An 18,136-nucleotide genomic window follows, 5' to 3' on the forward strand; every position below is an offset into this window, starting at 1 on the left:
TTTTCAAAAAGGCAAACCTTATATGTACAGTTAATAATTTACAAACCTTCCTCACCTTTGAATATTTGCAGCTGGATAGGAAAACACTTGTATAAAGCTGAACTATGCAAGCTTACTTTTTACATTAAAGGATGTGCCATAGATGGATTTTTTACAGAGTCAGCACTCACTTTCTGCTATGGAGTGGGGACTCAGGGCTGTCATCGCTTATTTCTTCTTAGTCATTGTCGTCAGAGTGCTGGGGCAGCGTGCTATTTCCCAATTAAGGCTCCTTGACTTAGTAATGGCTTTTGTCATAGGCAACATTATTGCCCATCCCTTATCAGATGAGGAGCTTGGACTAAAGGGTTCAATTGTTACAACCATTGTACTCGTGGTCCTTTACCTTATCAGTTTATTCAGTATCCTGAAATGGCCAGCAGTCAGAAGACTGGTAAACAGCAAGCCCATCATCATTGTGCAGAGTGGCGAAATCATATACAAAGGCTTAAACAAAGCAAGGATTTCTATTGATGTGCTGCTGGAGGAACTTCGGGAGAAAAAAGTAGAAGATGTAAAAAAGGTAGCGCTGGCTCTATGGGAAGCAAGCGGGAGAATTTCCTTCTTTTTAGATCCCAAATACGAACCCATTACACCTGCTTTCCTGCAAAGAAATGCAGAACCATTCGATATGCCTATAACCATTATTAAGGAAGGTAAAGTGGATAAAAAAGAGCTGCAAAACATGCAAAAGGATGAAAGATGGCTAATCGCCCATTTAGAACGTTTCTATCAGACAGAAATTAATAATGTTCTGTTAGCTACCTTAGACAGCAAAGGAACCTTGAAGGTATTTTTATATCATTAATTTGGCTAAAAGGAGTGATGACAGTGCTTTCTAAAGAGCTGACGGTTTCTGAAATCTCAAATATTTGGTCATCGTATTTAAAAAACAGCATGGAGCTGCAATTTTTTACTTATTTTTTTCAAACTGCAGAGGATCGGAAAATTAAAAAGATTGCTGGAAGACTGCTGCATCAATCCGAGAAAAACCTTAAGCAGCTCCAGGATTTTTTCAGTAAAGAGAATCTCTCCGTTCCCCGCGGCTTCACTGAAAAGGATGTAAGGATCAATGGGCAGAAGTTATTTTCAGATCATTTCATTTTATTTTTTTGCCATGATATCACCCAGCTTTCATTGAGCACATATCCAAGCGCCCTATCAGAAAGCACCCGTAAAGATATTCGGAATTATTTTGAGATTACTCTTAAATTCACGTTAAAAATACAGAATGAAATTGTTGATTTGATGTTATCTAAAGGCATTTACCAAGAGCATCCGCAATTAAAGATGGAGGATCGGATCGACTTTGCCCGCAGCCTTAAATACCTCAATGGGTTCAAGGGCGGTTCCAGACCGCTGAATGCTCCTGAAATAGCGAATATATCGAGAATTATTCACAGAGCCCAATTCTCGAAAATGATCTTTGTTGCCTTCAGTACTATTGCTGAAAGCAATGAAATGAAAGACCATTTCAGCAAAGGAAGGGATTTGATTGAGAAAGTGTTATCTTCCCTCCGAGACATTATGGAAAATGAACATATTCCGCTGTCCTCATCGGGAGATTATCAAATTTTTGACGTGGACACCCCTCCATTTTCCGAGAAGATCATGCTGTTTTTTGTAAATACTTGTCTCGGCATCTTCTGCTTCACCATGATCAGCCAGGCACTGACCTCCAGCCTAAGATCCGATATTGTCATAAAGCTGCTGAGCATTTCCAAAGACATGTCCCTCTTTTACGGAAAAGGCCTGCTGATTGCCATAAAGCAAAAATGGCTCGAACAGCCGCCACAGCCAGCAGGGAGACAGGTATAAGAGTTTTCACCATTCTGTCACATTTTTTACCAATCACCCTGCCTTTTCCACTCTTTCATTTCGATTATCAGAGATGAAAGGGCGGTGCAAAGATATGAATCTTAAATCAGGAAGTGTGGACCAATTTGGACAGTTTTCTCAATTTAAAGATCTGCAGGAATTTAATGCCCATCTGGAAATGTGGCTTGCTGTACATAAGAATGAGTTTTCGAAGGGAGAACTTCTTGGGCTGAAACGGCTTGTTCGTTTTGCCGCGAAGGTTCCCGGTGTTTCCAATGCCAAGATCGGGACCGTTTTAAAAGCCATTCATGCGGAATACTGCGGCAATGGCATTTCCCGCTCCACTTTTAAAAGAATGACAGCCAAGGCCGCAAGCCTCGGTCTCTTTACCGTTCATGAAACGGAAAGAAAAAACGGATCCCAGTCCAGCAATTTGTATGTATTTAATCGTTTTCCCAAGTGTGAACCACCAAAAAAGAAAAAAATGGACCACCCTAATAAAACTATCAATCTTTCTAAAACTAATAAAAATCAAAAGAATACTAATCGTTCCAAAACCGGACTTGATTACACCTTTACCAGTGATCGTGTTCCAAAAGCATTTGTAGAACTTGCACGTTACTTTATTCCGGAAGCAATGCAGATTGAAGAGTTCTGGAGAATGACAGCCATAGCCGCTTACAAGCACAATTGTGAACAAAATTTGAACGTGGTGCTGGACACAGCTATCCATGCTTTTAAACAGCTGATACGGAAAATGAAAACCTGTACAATCGCCCGTCCTATCGCGTATTTCTATGGAATTTTAACAAGAAAATTTGAAGAGCAGTACTACGAAGAATTATTCGAAATGGGCTTTTCAGCGCGTGAAGAGGATTTTTTCGCGGAATTTTTTTATAAAAAATAAAAAAACTTCGTTACTGCCCGTAACTTTCAAGTTAGACCCCCTAAGTCCGGACTTAGACCCCCTAACTCCCGAGTTAAGGGGTCTTAACTGGCAATTTACGGCTTTTACCCAATTCGCAAAAAAATGATGAAAAAGCTATGTTTGAGCTGCCCGGGAATACAAGAGAGCGCGCTTTCCTGAAGGGAATCCAGCATGGAGAGCTTTGAGCAAGTGGCAGCACAATATGAACCGATGATTCACCAGATTATTCGATCTTTGAGCATTTATAAAAACCAGGAAGAGTATTTTCAAATCGCCCTTATCCGGCTTTGGGAGGCGTGGTATCTATTTGATCATACACAGGGAAAGTTTCTGACATTCGCCTATACCATCGTTAAACAGAAACTGATTGATGAATTGAGAAAAACCAGGATGCAGAAAAACAGCACTGTCACCCGGAGTGAAGAATTCTGGTCTTCAGCGGAATCTTCCTATAAACATCAGCCACTTGAAGAAGAGCAGCTGCTTTCATACTGCAGCAGCCTCACCAAAAATCAGACCATCTGGGTTCTATCGACTTTCCTCTATGATTTGACAGTCAATCAGATCGCCGAACAGCATGGAGTAACGGCTTCAGCGGTAAAAGCCTGGAAAAAAGGCGCCCTCACAAAACTTAGGACCACACTTCAGCTAGATTAATAAGAAAAGCAGATGCGCCAACGCAGACTAAGAACGCCACGTCCTGTGGCAACGTCTGTATGACCCTCATTCTGGGGGCCAGGCCTCCTCAAGGGGTAGGCACTCCTCCTAAAAGCTGACGCTTTTAATCATGCGGTGATTAGACTGTCGTTGCTTTCCTTGTGGAGCTAGACAGTTATCGGCATCAAAATTTTAGGCTTTCTGATTTGTTAAAAAATTTTTTCCGCACCCTGTCTTTTTACATCCTTCATTTCGATTATAAAGGTGAAAGGGAGGTGAGCAGGAATGGCACAGGCAATCATCATTGATTCAAAGCTTCGCCTGGTTTTTGAAACAGGATTGAACGGACAGGGCAAGCCTGTCTACAAATCAAAAACCTACAACAGTGTGAAGCAATCCGCTACAGCGGACCAGCTTTTCACAGTGGGACAGGCAATCGCTGGATTATCAAGCTATCCGCTGACTGAGCTGAACAGAAATGACAGCTTCGATATTTTAGGCTAATTCTTATTGAAAATAACCAATTCGGGAGGTGTGAAAGGGAATGGCGAAGACACTTGAAATGACGTTTGAAACGGAGCTGGGCAAGGAAACCAAATTATCGGTTGACAGCCCAAAGGAGCCGATTGATCCGGCAGCTGTGAAGGCAGTGATGGAACAGATCATTGCAGTGAACGCATTTGACGGAAATGGCGGTGACCTTGTTTCTGCCAAAGGCGCTAGATTAATAGAACGCAATGTAACAGATTATGAATTAGTGTAAGGGAATGAGGCCGGATTCTTTGGAACCCGGCCTTTTTTATAGCTTGTAAAAAAGAAAGGAGCATGCATGATGGAACAGATGGTCACATTGATCAGCGAACTCGGCTTCCCGATTGTGGTCACGCTTTTTCTGCTGAACCGGATCGAAGCCAAGCTTGATGTAGTCGTGTCCTCAATCCAGGGATTGCCGGATAGGCTGAAAGAATAGAAAAGCGGAAGCGCCTGCCCCCCTGACACCTCATGGGGCTGGGCGCTCCTCCTAATAGCTGAATCGTGCGGTGTTTAGACTGCTGGATGCTTTCCCATTGAAGCTAGACAGGATTTTAATACTCATTTTAAAAGGGCGGGACTCCATAGTAAGGAGCCCTATTTTTTCATAACCGGAATCCAGATTTCACTGCGGAATGTAGGCGAAGCGGTATCTTTGCTTTCATTCCAGAGGATTTCCGGCCCATCTATTTGCTGATAAGATGATGAAGGGAACCATTCTGAGTAAATCCGTCCCCAGACATTCTGAAGCGTTTCCGGAAACGGACCCACTGCTTCAAATACCGCCCATGAACAGGCCGGAACCTCAAGAGATGCCATCCCCTCCGGGCATTCCTTTGCAGTGGCAGCTCCGATATAATGGTCCAGTTCACCCTTTTCTTCCATTCTGCCTTCAGAAAAATTGGCTGAAGCACTGATCAGGCCAAATGGCTCTGTATCCGATACACTCTTGAGCCTAAGAATCATTTTTTCATCTAAGCTCTCCCACATGGCTGCAATCTCCGGATTCACACCGTTAAAAATAATCGGCACCCGCTTTTTTAAGCCTACAATCCGAAAGGCATCTTTTTCTTCTATACGATAGTTCATTTCATTTCCTCCCTTAATAGATAAATGGAAGGTCATCGGCGGATAAGCCTTGAGAGCGTGGCCATTGCTCCTGGCTTCTGAAGGAGTGATGCCATGAAGCTGCTGGAATGCCCTCGTAAACGAATCAGGCGAGCTATACCCATATTTGAATGCTACATCAATGACCCTGGCATTCTTATCCTTCAAATCGAAGGCCGCCAATGTCAGCCGTCTCCTGCGGATATACTCCGAAAGCGTTACACCTGCAAGAAAGGAGAACATTCGCTTAAAATGGTATTCTGAGCAAAACGCAATCTTTGCTAGTTCTTTGAAGTCGATTTCATCCGTTAAATGTTCTTCAATATACCTCATCGCCCGATTCATATTTTGCAGCAAATCCATTTCGATGACCTCCTCTTATCTACAGAATAGCAGGAGCTGCAGGGTGCGGCCCGACAATCCATGCACAAGAATGCAGGGTTGCGTTACTCATTTTTGTATTTCTTTTTTAATGTGTCAGAGAAAATTGCACCGCCCAGCATTAAGAATAATGGACCGAAATTCCAGAAAAATGATCCGCGAATAGGGATCTCTAATTCAGTAAAATGATTAAGGCCTAGAATGCTTAGTTTAATGATTAGCATAGCGGATCCTATCAGAAATAAACAATCAAAAAATACTTTCAATCTTGGATACGCTAATTGCCTGCTGTCCTTTATCACTTTCTCCGTCAAATCCTCATCACTCCTTAATAATTCATCAATCGTAACCCCAAACAGATCACTCAGTTTAATAATAATTTCAATACTGGGATAGTTCTGCCCATTTTCCCATTTGGAAACAGACTGGCGGCTCACAAACAGCTTTTCAGCCAGTTCCTCCTGTGACCATCCTTTCTCTTTCCTCTCCTTTTTAAGCTTCTCGGCAAAAATCATATTCACAATCACCTTTCTGCAAATCGATACTCCCATTATGGTGAATTTTTTGGCCAAAAGTAAAGACAGGAATGGTTGCCGGGGCCGCACGCATAGGTTGCAGAGGCTTTAAAACTGGTTTTTCACCATATAAAAAAGAACCTTCAACCCGCATTTAGGGTCAAAGGTTCTATCTGGTTAAGATCAGTTATAGGCCAGCTCTTTTTGATTTTCTGCTTCGCTCAGTCCCAGCACTTGTGCCGTTGATTCATGAATCTCACGGAACAGCTCAGGGTTCTCGGATAGTGACATGCCGTAGGACGGAATCATTTTCTTGATTTTAAAATGCCACTCTTCCATATACTGCGGGAAGCATTTTTGCAATACTTCAAGCATGACGTTAACGGCAGTTGAAGCACCCGGGGAAGCTCCGAGCAAGGCAGCAACCGAGCCATCTGAGGCACTGACTACCTCGGTGCCGAATTGCAGGGTTCCTTTTCCGGCAGGCGTATCCTTGATAACCTGCACACGCTGGCCTGCGACCACGACACTCCAGTCTTCACTCTGTGCATTAGGGATAAACTCGCGCAATTCTTCGACGCGCTGTTCATGGGATAGCATGACCTGCTGAATCAGATATTTTGTCAGCCCCATTTCTTTTGCACCAGCTGCCAGCATGGTGATGACATTATTCGGTTTAACAGACTTGATCAGGTCCATATTGGAGCCTGTCTTTAAGAACTTTGGCGAGAAGCCGGCAAATGGCCCGAACAGCAGGGATTTCTTGTTATCAATAAACCTTGTATCCAGATGCGGCACGGACATTGGAGGTGCACCTACTTTGGCTTTTCCGTACACTTTTGCATGATGCTTCTCGACAATTTCCGGTTTGTTGCAGACGAGGAACAGTCCGCTTACCGGGAATCCGCCTATATGCTTGGATTCAGGGATGCCCGTCTTCTGAAGCAGATGCAGACTTCCGCCGCCTCCGCCGATAAATACGAACTTCGCCTGATGGTTTTCGGTTGTGCCGCTTTCCATATTTCGCACTTTTACATTCCATGATCCATCATCAGCACGCTTCAAATCCTCTACGCTATGCTGATAATGGACATTGACATTTTTACTCTTTAAATGGTCAAACAGCATGCGTGTTAACGCACCGAAGTTGACATCCGTTCCAGAGTCGATTTTGGTAGCTGCGATTGGTTCGTCCGAAGTGCGGCCATCCATCATCACCGGAATCCATTCCTTCAGCTTTTCAGGGTCATCGGAAAATTCCATGCCCTGAAACAGCGGATTAGCTGACAGCGCTTCCAATCGTTTTTTCAAAAACGATACATTTTTTTCCCCCTGAACAAAGCTCATATGAGGGATTGGCATAATAAAGTCCTGCGGATTGCGAATCAGGTTGTTTTCTACAAGATAAGCCCAAAACTGTCTGGATAGCTGAAATTGTTCATTTACATTAATCGCTTTAGTGATATCTATTGATCCATCAGATTTTTCAGATGTATAGTTAAGCTCGCACAATGCAGCATGTCCCGTCCCTGCATTATTCCATTCGTTAGAGCTTTCTTCTCCTGCGCTAGCGAGCTTCTCAAACACTTTGATCTCCCACTCAGGTGCTAACTCTTTCAGTAAAGACCCCAAAGTCGCGCTCATGATTCCGGCACCAATTAAGATAACGTCTGTTTTGTTCTGTACGCTGCTCATTTTAAACCTTCCTTATCCCAGATATTTGCCAAAAACTGCAGGCGCTCTGCTCAGGTGTCACCACTCGAAAGGCATCACCCAAGGACACACCTTTTCCGTCACACAAAATACACATTCTATTCTATTATAATGATTGATCGGGTAAGATAGCTAGTATTATCTGATAATTATATACTATTTTAGACAAATTAGAAAGCGGCGCGGGGGTTTTCGGAAGCAAAACAGCAGACAAAACGGTTCCAGTATTGGAAGGTTTGTCTGCTGTTTGGTAAATTTATGTCTTTTTTAAGATGTCCTGCACTTCATCCAGGCAGGGAAGACCGGTCATAGCACCTTTCCTTGTGACGGCCAGGCCTCCTGACACATTTGCGAAGCGAATCATGAAGGCCATCTCGTCATGCGAATGCTCCTCTAAAGCTTTAGGAGATTCATTTATGCAATAAAGGAGACCGGAAACGAATGCATCTCCGGCACCGGTGGTATCCACCACCTTGTATGGCAATGCAGGAACTTTTCCAATCTCATCTTTATAACGGAAGATGCAGCCGTCACTGCCCAGCGTAACGATTGTCAGCTGATTCTCAGGAAGCCGGGATATTCCTTCTTCCATATCATTGCATCCAGTTAAAAAGGTGAGTTCTTCTTCCGAAATTTTTAGAATATCGGCATAGGGGAGAGTCGCCATAATTTCTGCTTTTGCCCTTTCCTCGGAACCCCACAATCCTAAGCGGAGATTTGGGTCATAGGAAATAAGCATATTCTTTTCCCTGGCCCTCTTCACTGCTTGAAGGGCTGCAGTCCTCGATGGCTCATGAATCAGTGAGATTGAGCCAAAGTGAAAAATCTTATATTTTTCAAAAATGGACCAGTCAATCTCATCTTTATTCAGGAAACTGTCTGCACTTGGGTTAATATAGAAACTAAAATCCCGCTCACCAGAAGGCTCTAACGTCACAAACGTAATACCTGTCCGCGCTTCATCCGTCAGTTTCATATATTGTGTATGGACCCCGTACCCCTTCAAGGTATCCTTGAGAAAGCGACCGAGCACATCGTCTCCGACTTTTCCAATGAAGGCGGCCTTCCCTCCAAGCTTCGACACTCCTACCGAAACATTAGCCGGTGCCCCGCCCGGAGCCTTTTGATAGGTAGAATTATCAGAATCCAGGGGAATAAAATCAATCAGAGCTTCCCCCAAACATAGAACCCCTTTCATAGTACACCTCATTTAAAAAAGTTATTTATTCTCAAGATTCCACATGGATACCGAAAAGCCTGCATCCCCGCTAAAGAAAATCGTTTCATCCTCCGGATCAGGAAAATATCGTGCTGTGAAGACTTCCTCTCCGCCATTAATGAAAATTTCCAGTGAAGACTGGTCCATAAACACATGCAGTTCGGATAGACTTGAAATTTTGCAGGTTCTTGACTCCTGCATTCCTGTTTTTACATTTCTTCTTTGCAGCTGGATTTCCTTTTGATCCGGATTATAAGTAAGAGAAGCCTCATTCCGGAAATCAATTTTGAACATTCCCCTTACATTCTTCAAGGATTCCAGCATCAGTTCGGCCGTTTTCCCACTTAATCCGTCCAGTTGCAGGCTTTCTCCATTAATCTCTATATTTTGGAGCTCCATCTTATCTTTGCGAAGCTTTTTTAATTCCTTTACAGGCTTCTGGAAGAGCCTCCCGTTTATCATTTCAAGCACTCTTGGCATGGTCAATGCGTGGATCCAGCGATAAGGAACAGTTGGCTGGCTGGATTCGTCTTCATCTGTCATGCCCATCCATCCATAAAGAATCCGCCTCCCGGAATCGTCTTTAAACGTTTGCGGTGCATAAAAATCAAAGCCGCGATCCAGCTCAACAAAGGAACCATGTTTAAATATCGCTTTTTCGTAATCAAGCTTTCCGGCAAAATACCCTGATTGAAAAAGGTTATGGTATTCAAACCCGCTCGGCTCAAGCCCCTGCGGTGAAACAAGCAAAATCTCCTGTCCATCTAATTCAAATAGATCGGGACATTCCCACATATAGCCGAAGTCTTCTAGACCATTCATCGATGCGCCGGCAATCTTGCCTTGTTCCTCCCAATGGTATAAATCCTTCGAAGCAAACAGGACAGCCGCACCCTCCTGATTGGACGTCTGAGCTCCAACTACCATATAGAAATGCCCATCCTTTTCCCAGACCTTCGGATCGCGGAAATGAGCGGTATACCTTTCCGGCAGCTCCAGGACAGGACCTTTTTTGGCAAAATGGATGCCATCTTCTGATACGGCAAGACATTGATAAGTCTCACGCCTGCCATCCTCCGTCTTCACATTTCCTGTATAAAAGAGATAAAGCTTTCCCTCATACTCTATCGCACTTCCGGAATAGCAGCCATTCCGGTCATACCACTGATCCGGAGCCAGCGCGACTGGCTCTTCCTTCCAATGGACGAGATCCCTGGAAGTGTAATGCCCCCAATACTTGGCACCATGTGCAGTATCAAACGGATTCCATTGATAAAAGACATGATAAACACCATTGAATTGGATTAAGCCATTGGGATCATTCAGCAAGCCGACAGGCGGCATAAGATGATACTTCAACCGGTAAGGATCCTGCTGAACCAAATGCCTATTTCTCTCTGCTTCTTCGCTGGCCTTCTTGAAAAAATCGATTTCAGTCATATTAGAACATCCTTGCTGTTGAAATTTCTGTTACTGTCCCTGTTCCACTTCTTTCCTTGCCTTATCCGAGTAGCCAAACATCCAAGTCAGGGCAAAGGCCACTGCAATGGCAATCACATTGACTAGGATGTACTGCAGAACCTGGCCATTTAAGTAAAGAAGGGTGCCTGGAATAACGGTAACTGCCATTCCTGTCGCTTTCAGCTGAAGCAGAGAGGCAGCGAACCCGCCGGCAGCTCCGCCAATCAGTCCCATGACAAACGGCTTGCCGTACCGCAGATTGACACCGAACAACGCCGGCTCGGTTATTCCCAAAAATGCGGATAAAGCAGACGGGAAAGCCAAAGCCTTTAATTTGGCTGATTGTGTTTTTAAAGCGACTGCTAAAGTTGCACCCCCCTGGGCTGCAACGGCACATGTAACAATTGCGTTGTAAGGGTTGCTTTTATACTGAGCCAATAGCTGAATCTCCAGCATATTGAAAATATGATGAACACCAGTGATAACGATAAGCTGATTAAGACCACCGATAAGTATGCCGCTGATCCCGAACGGCCATGAGAGCACAGTCGTAGTAACATCCAGGATGCCTTGCTCCACCATATGAAACAACGGCCCAATGACCAGAAGCGATAATCCAATCATGATCAGAAGGGTTAAGAACGGGGTAATAATCAGATCCAATGCATCCGGCACCCGTTTTCGAATGAGCCTCTCCAATTTTGCCCCGATAATCCCGGCAATAAAGGCTGGAAGGACAGAAGCCTGGTAGCCAACAACCGGAATGAATCCAAAAAAGTAAATCGGCTCAACATTACCGCCTGCCACATCCCACGCATTTGGCAGGGAAGGACTCACAAGCATCAACCCTAGGATTAAACCAATGATTGGAGTCCCGCCAAACACTCTAAAGGTTGACCAGGCAACAAGAGCCGGCAGGAAGATAAATGCCGTATCCGTCAGTACCTGCGTAAATAAAATGAAATTTTCCGACACATTCGATGCCGTCATGCCGAATAAAGCGAGAATTTCCTCCTGCATCACCAGTCCGCGCAATCCCATAAAGAGTCCTGTCGCGACAAGGACTGGAATGATCGGCACAAATACGTCCCCGAATTTCCGGATCGCCCTCTGGAAAGCAGAACCGCTTTTAACCGCTTCTTTTTTCTGCTCTGATGCTGACATAGATTCAATGTCCAGGCCGGATACTTCTTCATAGACTTTATTAACTGTTCCCGTGCCAAAAATAATCTGATATTGACCTGAATTGAAGAAAGCCCCTTTTACTTTATTGATGCTTTCCACCTTTTCCTGATCAATTTTTTCCTTATCATTCACTATGATCCGCAGCCTGGTCGCACAGTGCGCTACTGAGTGAACATTCTCACTGCCCCCGACAGCGTCAATTAGTTCTTCCGAAATTTTACGATACTCAGACATCCTCTTCACCCCTATTTTCATATGTTTGTGGAATCGATTCCACATCGGATAAAAAAATAACCATTTAAGTTGGACGTTCTGTATGGAATCGATTCCATAAAAGCAAAAATAAAAGTGTAATCGATTATCTTCCTTATGAAACCGATTACACATCTATTATATACTTTCTCTTTCTACAAGTCTATATCTAATTTTTCTGGTTATTTCCTGCCCGTACTCCCCCTTAACCTTTTGAAGGATTAATAAGGCTGCCTCCCGGCCTGCATCTTCAAAGGAAAAATCGATGGTTGTTAAGCCTGGTGTGATATATTTAGAAAGCTCCGACCCACCCATTCCGGCAATCGCTACATCACCAGGAACGGAGAATCCATTTTGCCTGAGATACTGCAAAGCGCCAATTGCCAGACGATCTGTCACAGCAAGAACAGCTTGAGGTTTATTTTCGGCAGATTCCATGATACTCTTCATGCACTCAGCGCCTGAGTCTATATCGAAAATCCCCTTTTGCAGCCAGCTTTCTTCAACCGGAACCTCATGCTCCTTCATTGCATCCAGGTATCCTTTTTTCCGGAGGTAACCCACCGCACGGTCAGCTTCATCCACACCAATAAAAGCAATTTTTTTATATCCCTTCTTGATTAGGAGGCCAACCATGTCCCTCGCAGCCTGATATTCATCAAAAATCACATTCGTCAATTCTTCCGCATGCTGACCCACCATAATAAAAGGGATTTTCAGCTGACGGATCTCCTGAATCAATTCAGGCTGCACATTTGTAGCCGACAGAATCATGCCGTCCACATTCCTGCTTTTGAGGAGCCGTATATATTCTATCTCTTTTTCAGCATGAAGATTTGTATTAGCAAGGAGAATCTGATAGCCTTCCCTGGCCAATACGTCGTCAATGCCATTAACCAGACGGCTGGACGTTTCGGTGCTGATTTTCGGCAGAATAACCCCAATAACCTTTGTTTTTTTCGTGCGGAGTGACTTCGCATGGGCACTTGGGACATAACCGGTCTCCTCAATTACGTGCAGGACCCTTTTCCTTGCATCCTCACTCACATAACCGGAATCATTTAATACCCTCGAAACAGTCGTCCGAGAAACATTCGCCCTTTCTGCAATTTCCTTTATGGTAATCATCTAAATCCTCCCGGGCCAAAATAGTCTATTATCATTTTACACAAATGAAGGGAAAAGGAAATAGCTTGGTGAGGCAGGACGAGTATATCCCCTATTACTCCTGCCTCATCAGTGCTCGCCGCCGGTCGTGCACCAACCAGGAGAAGAATCATCCCCATCATAACGCCCAATACAATACCGGCCTCGGTGCTCAGCACCCGTGCCAGAGGGTACTCTGGGCTGGACTGAAAATCTGGGCGAATGATGGAAAAGAGGTTATAAGAAAACAGCATGCCCGACGAGATCCATGCCGCTGCCATTGGCGGCAGAAACCTCCTCGACCCGCGGCGGGTGATCAGCACTAATAGGCCCCACGCACCCACTAATGCCCAGCCGCCTGTACTCAGCGTCAAGAGGCGCCACCACAAATCACGGGAATCCAGCATGCTTGGATCTATGCCAAGGGTGCCTCCTGCAGCCCAGAACACCTTTATAGTGCCGAGGAGAATGCATCCCGCTGCAACGAGTCTGCCAAACGTGACTTGCAGCTGCCTGGTGTGCCCCGGCACCTCCCCGCAGTCGATTGGACCACCCAGCGCCTCTGGCCACCGCGCCTTGGCATATCCTGCTAAAGCCAAAGGCAGGCAAATACCGGCCCCGACCAGCGAGACCATAACGAAGATCTGCTCGTAAACCCAGAAGTCAGCGGCACCTGCTTCCTGATCCAGGACCATGGCGGCTGGGCCAAGGACAGGTGCCAGCAGCAGCATGGGAACGAGAAGACCGGTACCCAGCCAAATGGGCAGAGCCACCAGCCACGCAGGCAGCCGTTCACCCCACGGCCTGCAGAACGCCATCGCCAGCAGGATACCAACCGCAGCGACAACCGCAGTAACTGCGTTAATCCCCCGCCAGCTGACATCGCCCATTTGCTCTGTGGGAAGAAAGAGGCCCAACGTCCAGGCAATTTTAATCAGCAGATAAGGGGTCACCGCTATGGCAGCCCCATAACCAAATATTCTGCGCATTTTTATCAACGGTGAGGATGCCTGGTCTGTATTTTCCAAATTAGTTCCTCCTGTTTATTAAGATTATTCAAGTTCTTCACAAAATTCCCTTTTACGCACATGGATTCATATTCACAACAATAGCAACATAGGAATTGTATTCCATTCAATAATCTTTAATGTATTAAATACTTCTTAAAAATTGGTAAATATAAATAAGCAGAGGATTTAAACCCAGATTGTTTTTTAGAAGGTTCGAGTATTTATTTGATATTTTAGAAATTTCTAATAAAATAAATCTAGAGGCCAAAGAAAGGAAGTGAATGATGTTAGTTAAAAGAAGATCCGAGCCGGTTGAATTAATGTCTATAAGATATTTAAACACCCGAATGGAGTTAACTGAAAAGGAAAAGCTGCAGTATTCAAACCTTGAAAAAGGCTATGAAGGAGAGGTGAAATTTGACCATCTCGCAGAAATTCTCCAGGAAGAGAGATTGATTATCAATGATTTGCTATTGGAGGTAAACAACTCCTATTTTCAAATTGATACCCTGATTATTTCAGAGAGTATGATCCATCTATTAGAAATAAAGAATTACCAGGGAGACTGGTACTTGGAATCTGACAAGCTTTATACCGTGACTGCCGGCAGGGAATATAAAAATCCCGTTTACCAATTAAAAAGAAGTGCGGCCCTGCTCCGCCAGCTGCTCCAAACTCTCAAGCAAAATTACCCCGTTAAAGCCTCCGTCGTTTTCATTAACCCTGAATTCACCTTATATCAAGCCCCGATGGACCAACCTATTGTTCTTCCAACCCAAGTCAACCGCTTTATAAAAGATCTGAATAAAACTCCGTCCAATTTAAATGATGGACATACGAAGCTAGCCCAACATTTAATGTCATTACATCAGCCTAAAAACCCATTTACTGTATGGCCAAAATATCACTTTGAACAGCTAAAAAAAGGGATACATTGCAAAACCTGTAAATCTTTACCGCTAACAATTAAAAGCAAGGACCTCGTATGCAAAAAGTGCGGAGGGAATGAAAAGATTGAACAAGCGATTCTGCGGAATATAAAGGAGTTCCAGCTCCTCTTTCCTGAACGAAAGCTTACCACACAAAACATTTATGAATGGTGCAATTTAGATCTAAGCAAACGAACAATCTGCAGGGTACTAAAGAAAAACTATACGGCACTCGGCAGTACAAGTAATACTTATTATGTATAAACTTTATTGATTAAAGCATTTGAAGACCATCTGGGGAGACGGGGTCGGACAGGTGCTCAACGGGTCTCCTGTCCAGGGGGGACTGGGGTCCGCCGGTTTTCCCCTTATTCTGTCTAAAGTCAGCACCTACTTCGGACTCAACCTCTCCGATTCCTACCCCCACTGTCCGAATAAGTGCCAACTTCGGACTCGCTTCCTCCAATTTCCTCTCTTTCTGTCTGAAGCTGCATAAACTTCGGACTCAACCTCTCTGATTTCTACTCCAACTGTCCGAATAAGTGCCAACTTCGGACTCACTTCCTTCAATTTCCTCTCTTTCGGTCTGAAGGTGCACCTACTTCGGACTCAACCTCTCCGATTCCTGCTTCTACTGTCCGAATAACCGTCAACTTCGGACTCAACCTCTCCTATTTCTACTCCTACTGTCCGAATAACCGCCTACTTCGGACTCTCTTCCTCCAATTTCCTCTCTTTCTGTCTGAAGATGCATCTACTTCCGGACTCAACCTCTCCGATTCCTGCTCCTACTGTCCGTAGGTGCGCCTACTACGGACTCAATTTGACCGCTTTCCAGCAGAGATGCGTATCTGCAATGACAAAATTCGACACGAGCCAAATAAAGCGTTTGCATTTTCACCAATTTCATTTATAATACTTGTATACAAGTATACACGTATACTCAAATGTCATTTCATAAAGGTGATGTTATGAACGATTCTAATGAATTCTTATATCCTCAAAAATGGCTATCTAAAGCTTCCGCTGGTGACCGCGTAGCCTATGAGCTTAGAATGCGCATTATTGCAGGCTTATTTGAAAGCGGTACCACGCTTTCAGAAAATAAACTGGCTGGAGATTTTGCGGTAAGCCGTTCACCAGTTCGTGAAGCATTAAGAACACTGGCATCTGAAAATATCATCCGATTAGAAAGAACGGGTGCTGTTGTTGCCGGCTTAACAGAAAAAGAAATAGAAGAAATTTATGATGTTCGTCTAATGATCGAAACGTTCGTATTTGAACGTCTCATAAGTATGGATACAAATGAATTAGCAATGGAACTAAGCAAAGTATTGGAAATGATGAAGGTAGCTGTTAAGTATCAGGATGCTGATGAATTTTCTTATCAGGACATCCTGTTCCACGAAATCATCATTCGATCTATTGGCCATTCATACGTCTCATTGATCTGGAATAATTTAAAGCCCGTAATGGAAAGCTTCATTCTTTTGTCCATGCGCGTGCGATTCAAGGAAAATTACGAAGACCTTACTCGGATATTGAAAAACCATGAACTATATATTGATGCAATCAAAACAAAAGACAGAGACCTCATGATTAAGTCTTTACACGAAAATTTTGATGATGTTCAAGGGAAAGTGGACGACTTATGGAGATCACAACAAATGCTATCTAAAGGGGTTAAACAACAAGATGACTAGCTATATGTTAGGGATTGATATTGGAACCACCAGTACAAAAGCCGTGTTATTCAGTGAACAAGGTAAAGTTATTCAGCATGAGAATATCGGATATCCGCTGTACACACCGGATATTTCGACAGCTGAACAAAACCCGGAAGAGATTTTTTCAGCTGTACTGCAGTCCATAGCGAATATTATGGAAAACCATTCGGATAAAAACCTGTCCTTTATCTCTTTTAGCAGTGCGATGCATAGTGTTATCGCAATGGATGAAGATCACCTGCCGCTTACGCCAGTCATCACCTGGGCAGATAATCGCAGCGAAGCATGGGCACGCAAAATTAAGGATGAATTGAATGGGCATGAGGTATATAAACGGACTGGAACGCCTATTCATCCTATGTCACCGTTAAGCAAAATCGCCTGGATTGTGAATGAACGCCCTGAGATCGCCAGCAAAACAAAAAAGTATATTGGCATTAAAGAATATATCTTTAAGAAGCTCTTTGATGAATATGTTGTCGATTATTCACTGGCTTCATGCATGGGAATGATGAATCTTAAAACATTGGATTGGGATGAGGAGGCACTAGCGATTGCAGGAGTCACTCCCGCACAATTATCCAAACTTGTACCCACTACGAAGATGTTCAAGAACTGCAATCCTAAATTAGCCAAACAAATGGGCATCGATCCTCAAACACCTTTTGTGATTGGCGCAAGTGATGGAGTGCTTTCGAATCTGGGTGTTAATGCGATTAGAAAAGGTGAGATTGCCATCACCATTGGGACAAGCGGTGCCATACGGACCATTATTGACAAGCCGCAGACAGATGAAAAAGGTAGAATCTTCTGTTATGCCTTAACGGAAAATCATTGGGTGATTGGCGGACCGGTAAACAATGGAGGGATGGTTCTTCGCTGGATCAGGGATGAATTTGCCTCTTCAGAGATAGAAACTGCCAAAAGATTAGGCATTGATCCGTACGAAGTATTAACAAAAATTGCAGAACGTGTAAGACCAGGTGCAGACGGCTTGCTATTCCATCCTTACCTGGCAGGTGAACGTGCTCCTTTATGGAACCCGGACGTACGCGGATCCTTCTTCGGATTAACCATGTCACATAAGAAGGAACATATGATTCGGGCAGCGCTGGAAGGCGTCATTTATAATCTATACACCGTGTACTTGGCATTAGTTGAATGCATGGACGGCCCGGTAACCCGTATTCAAGCAACAGGAGGATTCGCAAGATCTGAGATCTGGCGACAGATGATGTCCGATATTTTTGAATCGGAAGTTGTCATACCTGAAAGCTATGAAAGTTCATGTCTTGGTGCCTGTATTTTAGGATTATATGCCACAGGAAAAATCGACTCCTTTGAAGCCGTTTCTGAAATGGTGGGCGATACCTATAAACATACACCGCAAGAAACGGCAGTAAAAGAATATCGACAATTGCTGCCGATTTTCATTCATTTATCAAGAACGTTAGAGGATGATTACTCAGCGATTGCAAATTATCAGCGAAGATTAGTACAGCATAACTAACAGGAGGA

General features: G+C 44.0%; 17 protein-coding genes and 1 pseudogene. 10 read left to right on the forward strand and 8 right to left on the reverse strand.

All coding sequences use genetic code 11. The features are described 5' to 3' along the window. Positions 1-142 precede the first annotated feature (142 nt). The 7 genes from A361_RS26530 to A361_RS26560 all read left to right on the forward strand — a co-directional run bounded on the left by A361_RS26530 (position 143) and on the right by A361_RS26560 (position 4,412). A complete protein-coding gene (locus A361_RS26530; RefSeq protein WP_019380525.1) occupies positions 143-847 on the forward strand; it encodes a DUF421 domain-containing protein in 705 nt (234 codons plus the stop codon). Between the two features lie 17 nt (positions 848-864). After that, the gene (locus tag A361_RS26535; RefSeq protein WP_033196498.1) at positions 865-1,857 is read left to right on the forward strand and encodes a DUF3231 family protein; all 993 of its coding nucleotides are present in this window, start codon (positions 865-867) and stop codon (positions 1,855-1,857) included. A 94-nt stretch (positions 1,858-1,951) separates the two neighbouring features. Further along, complete coding sequence (locus A361_RS26540) at positions 1,952-2,764, forward strand: hypothetical protein (protein WP_019380523.1); 813 nt, start codon at positions 1,952-1,954, stop codon at positions 2,762-2,764. A 192-nt stretch (positions 2,765-2,956) separates the two neighbouring features. Beyond that, positions 2,957-3,442, forward strand: coding sequence for a sigma-70 family RNA polymerase sigma factor (locus tag A361_RS26545; RefSeq protein ID WP_019380522.1), 486 nt, complete (start codon positions 2,957-2,959; stop codon positions 3,440-3,442). 285 nt (positions 3,443-3,727) lie between these two features. Next, on the forward strand, positions 3,728-3,946 hold the full coding sequence (locus tag A361_RS26550; RefSeq protein WP_009332390.1) for a DUF1659 domain-containing protein: 219 nt from the start codon (positions 3,728-3,730) through the stop codon (positions 3,944-3,946). A gap of 40 nt (positions 3,947-3,986) precedes the next feature. Further along, on the forward strand, positions 3,987-4,205 hold the full coding sequence (locus A361_RS26555) for a DUF2922 domain-containing protein (RefSeq protein WP_009332391.1): 219 nt from the start codon (positions 3,987-3,989) through the stop codon (positions 4,203-4,205). Between the two features lie 69 nt (positions 4,206-4,274). Then, positions 4,275-4,412: a YvrJ family protein gene (locus A361_RS26560; protein WP_019380521.1), complete on the forward strand. Its 138-nt coding sequence runs from the start codon at positions 4,275-4,277 to the stop codon at positions 4,410-4,412. Between the two features lie 158 nt (positions 4,413-4,570). Here the strand turns inward: A361_RS26560 and A361_RS26565 are convergent, their stop codons facing one another. The 8 genes and pseudogenes from A361_RS26565 to A361_RS26600 form a co-directional block, all read right to left on the reverse strand. Next, the gene (locus tag A361_RS26565) at positions 4,571-5,443 is read right to left on the reverse strand and encodes an AraC family transcriptional regulator (protein ID WP_019380520.1); all 873 of its coding nucleotides are present in this window, start codon (positions 5,441-5,443) and stop codon (positions 4,571-4,573) included. 83 nt (positions 5,444-5,526) lie between these two features. After that, positions 5,527-5,976 (reverse strand): helix-turn-helix domain-containing protein, encoded by a 450-nt coding sequence (locus tag A361_RS26570; protein ID WP_019380519.1) that lies wholly within the window; start codon positions 5,974-5,976, stop codon positions 5,527-5,529. A 183-nt stretch (positions 5,977-6,159) separates the two neighbouring features. Then, entirely contained in the window at positions 6,160-7,671 is a 1,512-nt protein-coding gene (locus A361_RS26575) for a malate:quinone oxidoreductase (protein WP_019380518.1), read from the reverse strand. Positions 7,672-7,945: 274 nt separating this feature from the next. Beyond that, positions 7,946-8,887 (reverse strand): aminoimidazole riboside kinase, encoded by a 942-nt coding sequence (locus tag A361_RS26580; RefSeq protein ID WP_026041607.1) that lies wholly within the window; start codon positions 8,885-8,887, stop codon positions 7,946-7,948. A 21-nt stretch (positions 8,888-8,908) separates the two neighbouring features. After that, positions 8,909-10,348, reverse strand: coding sequence for a glycoside hydrolase family 32 protein (locus A361_RS26585; protein ID WP_019380516.1), 1,440 nt, complete (start codon positions 10,346-10,348; stop codon positions 8,909-8,911). Positions 10,349-10,378: 30 nt separating this feature from the next. Next, the gene (locus A361_RS26590; RefSeq protein WP_019380515.1) at positions 10,379-11,788 is read right to left on the reverse strand and encodes a sucrose-specific PTS transporter subunit IIBC; all 1,410 of its coding nucleotides are present in this window, start codon (positions 11,786-11,788) and stop codon (positions 10,379-10,381) included. Between the two features lie 156 nt (positions 11,789-11,944). Beyond that, positions 11,945-12,934 carry a LacI family DNA-binding transcriptional regulator gene (locus A361_RS26595; RefSeq protein WP_019380514.1) on the reverse strand — a complete coding sequence of 330 codons (990 nt, stop codon included), beginning with the start codon at positions 12,932-12,934 and terminating at the stop codon, positions 11,945-11,947. Positions 12,935-13,028: 94 nt separating this feature from the next. Further along, positions 13,029-13,941: pseudogene (locus A361_RS26600) on the reverse strand (hypothetical protein). Between the two features lie 302 nt (positions 13,942-14,243). On the opposite strand from A361_RS26600, the gene A361_RS26605 reads away from it, so the two are divergent. From A361_RS26605 to gntK, 3 genes are all read left to right on the forward strand, one after another. After that, positions 14,244-15,155 (forward strand): nuclease-related domain-containing protein, encoded by a 912-nt coding sequence (locus A361_RS26605; RefSeq protein WP_335582801.1) that lies wholly within the window; start codon positions 14,244-14,246, stop codon positions 15,153-15,155. A gap of 707 nt (positions 15,156-15,862) precedes the next feature. After that, complete coding sequence (locus tag A361_RS26615) at positions 15,863-16,594, forward strand: GntR family transcriptional regulator (protein WP_009332401.1); 732 nt, start codon at positions 15,863-15,865, stop codon at positions 16,592-16,594. Then, a complete protein-coding gene (gene gntK, locus A361_RS26620; RefSeq protein WP_019380511.1) occupies positions 16,587-18,128 on the forward strand; it encodes a gluconokinase in 1,542 nt (513 codons plus the stop codon). Before A361_RS26615 ends, gntK begins: the two co-directional genes overlap by 8 nt. The last annotated feature ends 8 nt before the right edge of the window (positions 18,129-18,136 follow it).

The organism is Cytobacillus oceanisediminis 2691 (assembly GCF_000294775.2).
Taxonomy (GTDB): Bacteria; Bacillota; Bacilli; order Bacillales; family Cytobacillaceae; genus Cytobacillus; species Cytobacillus pseudoceanisediminis.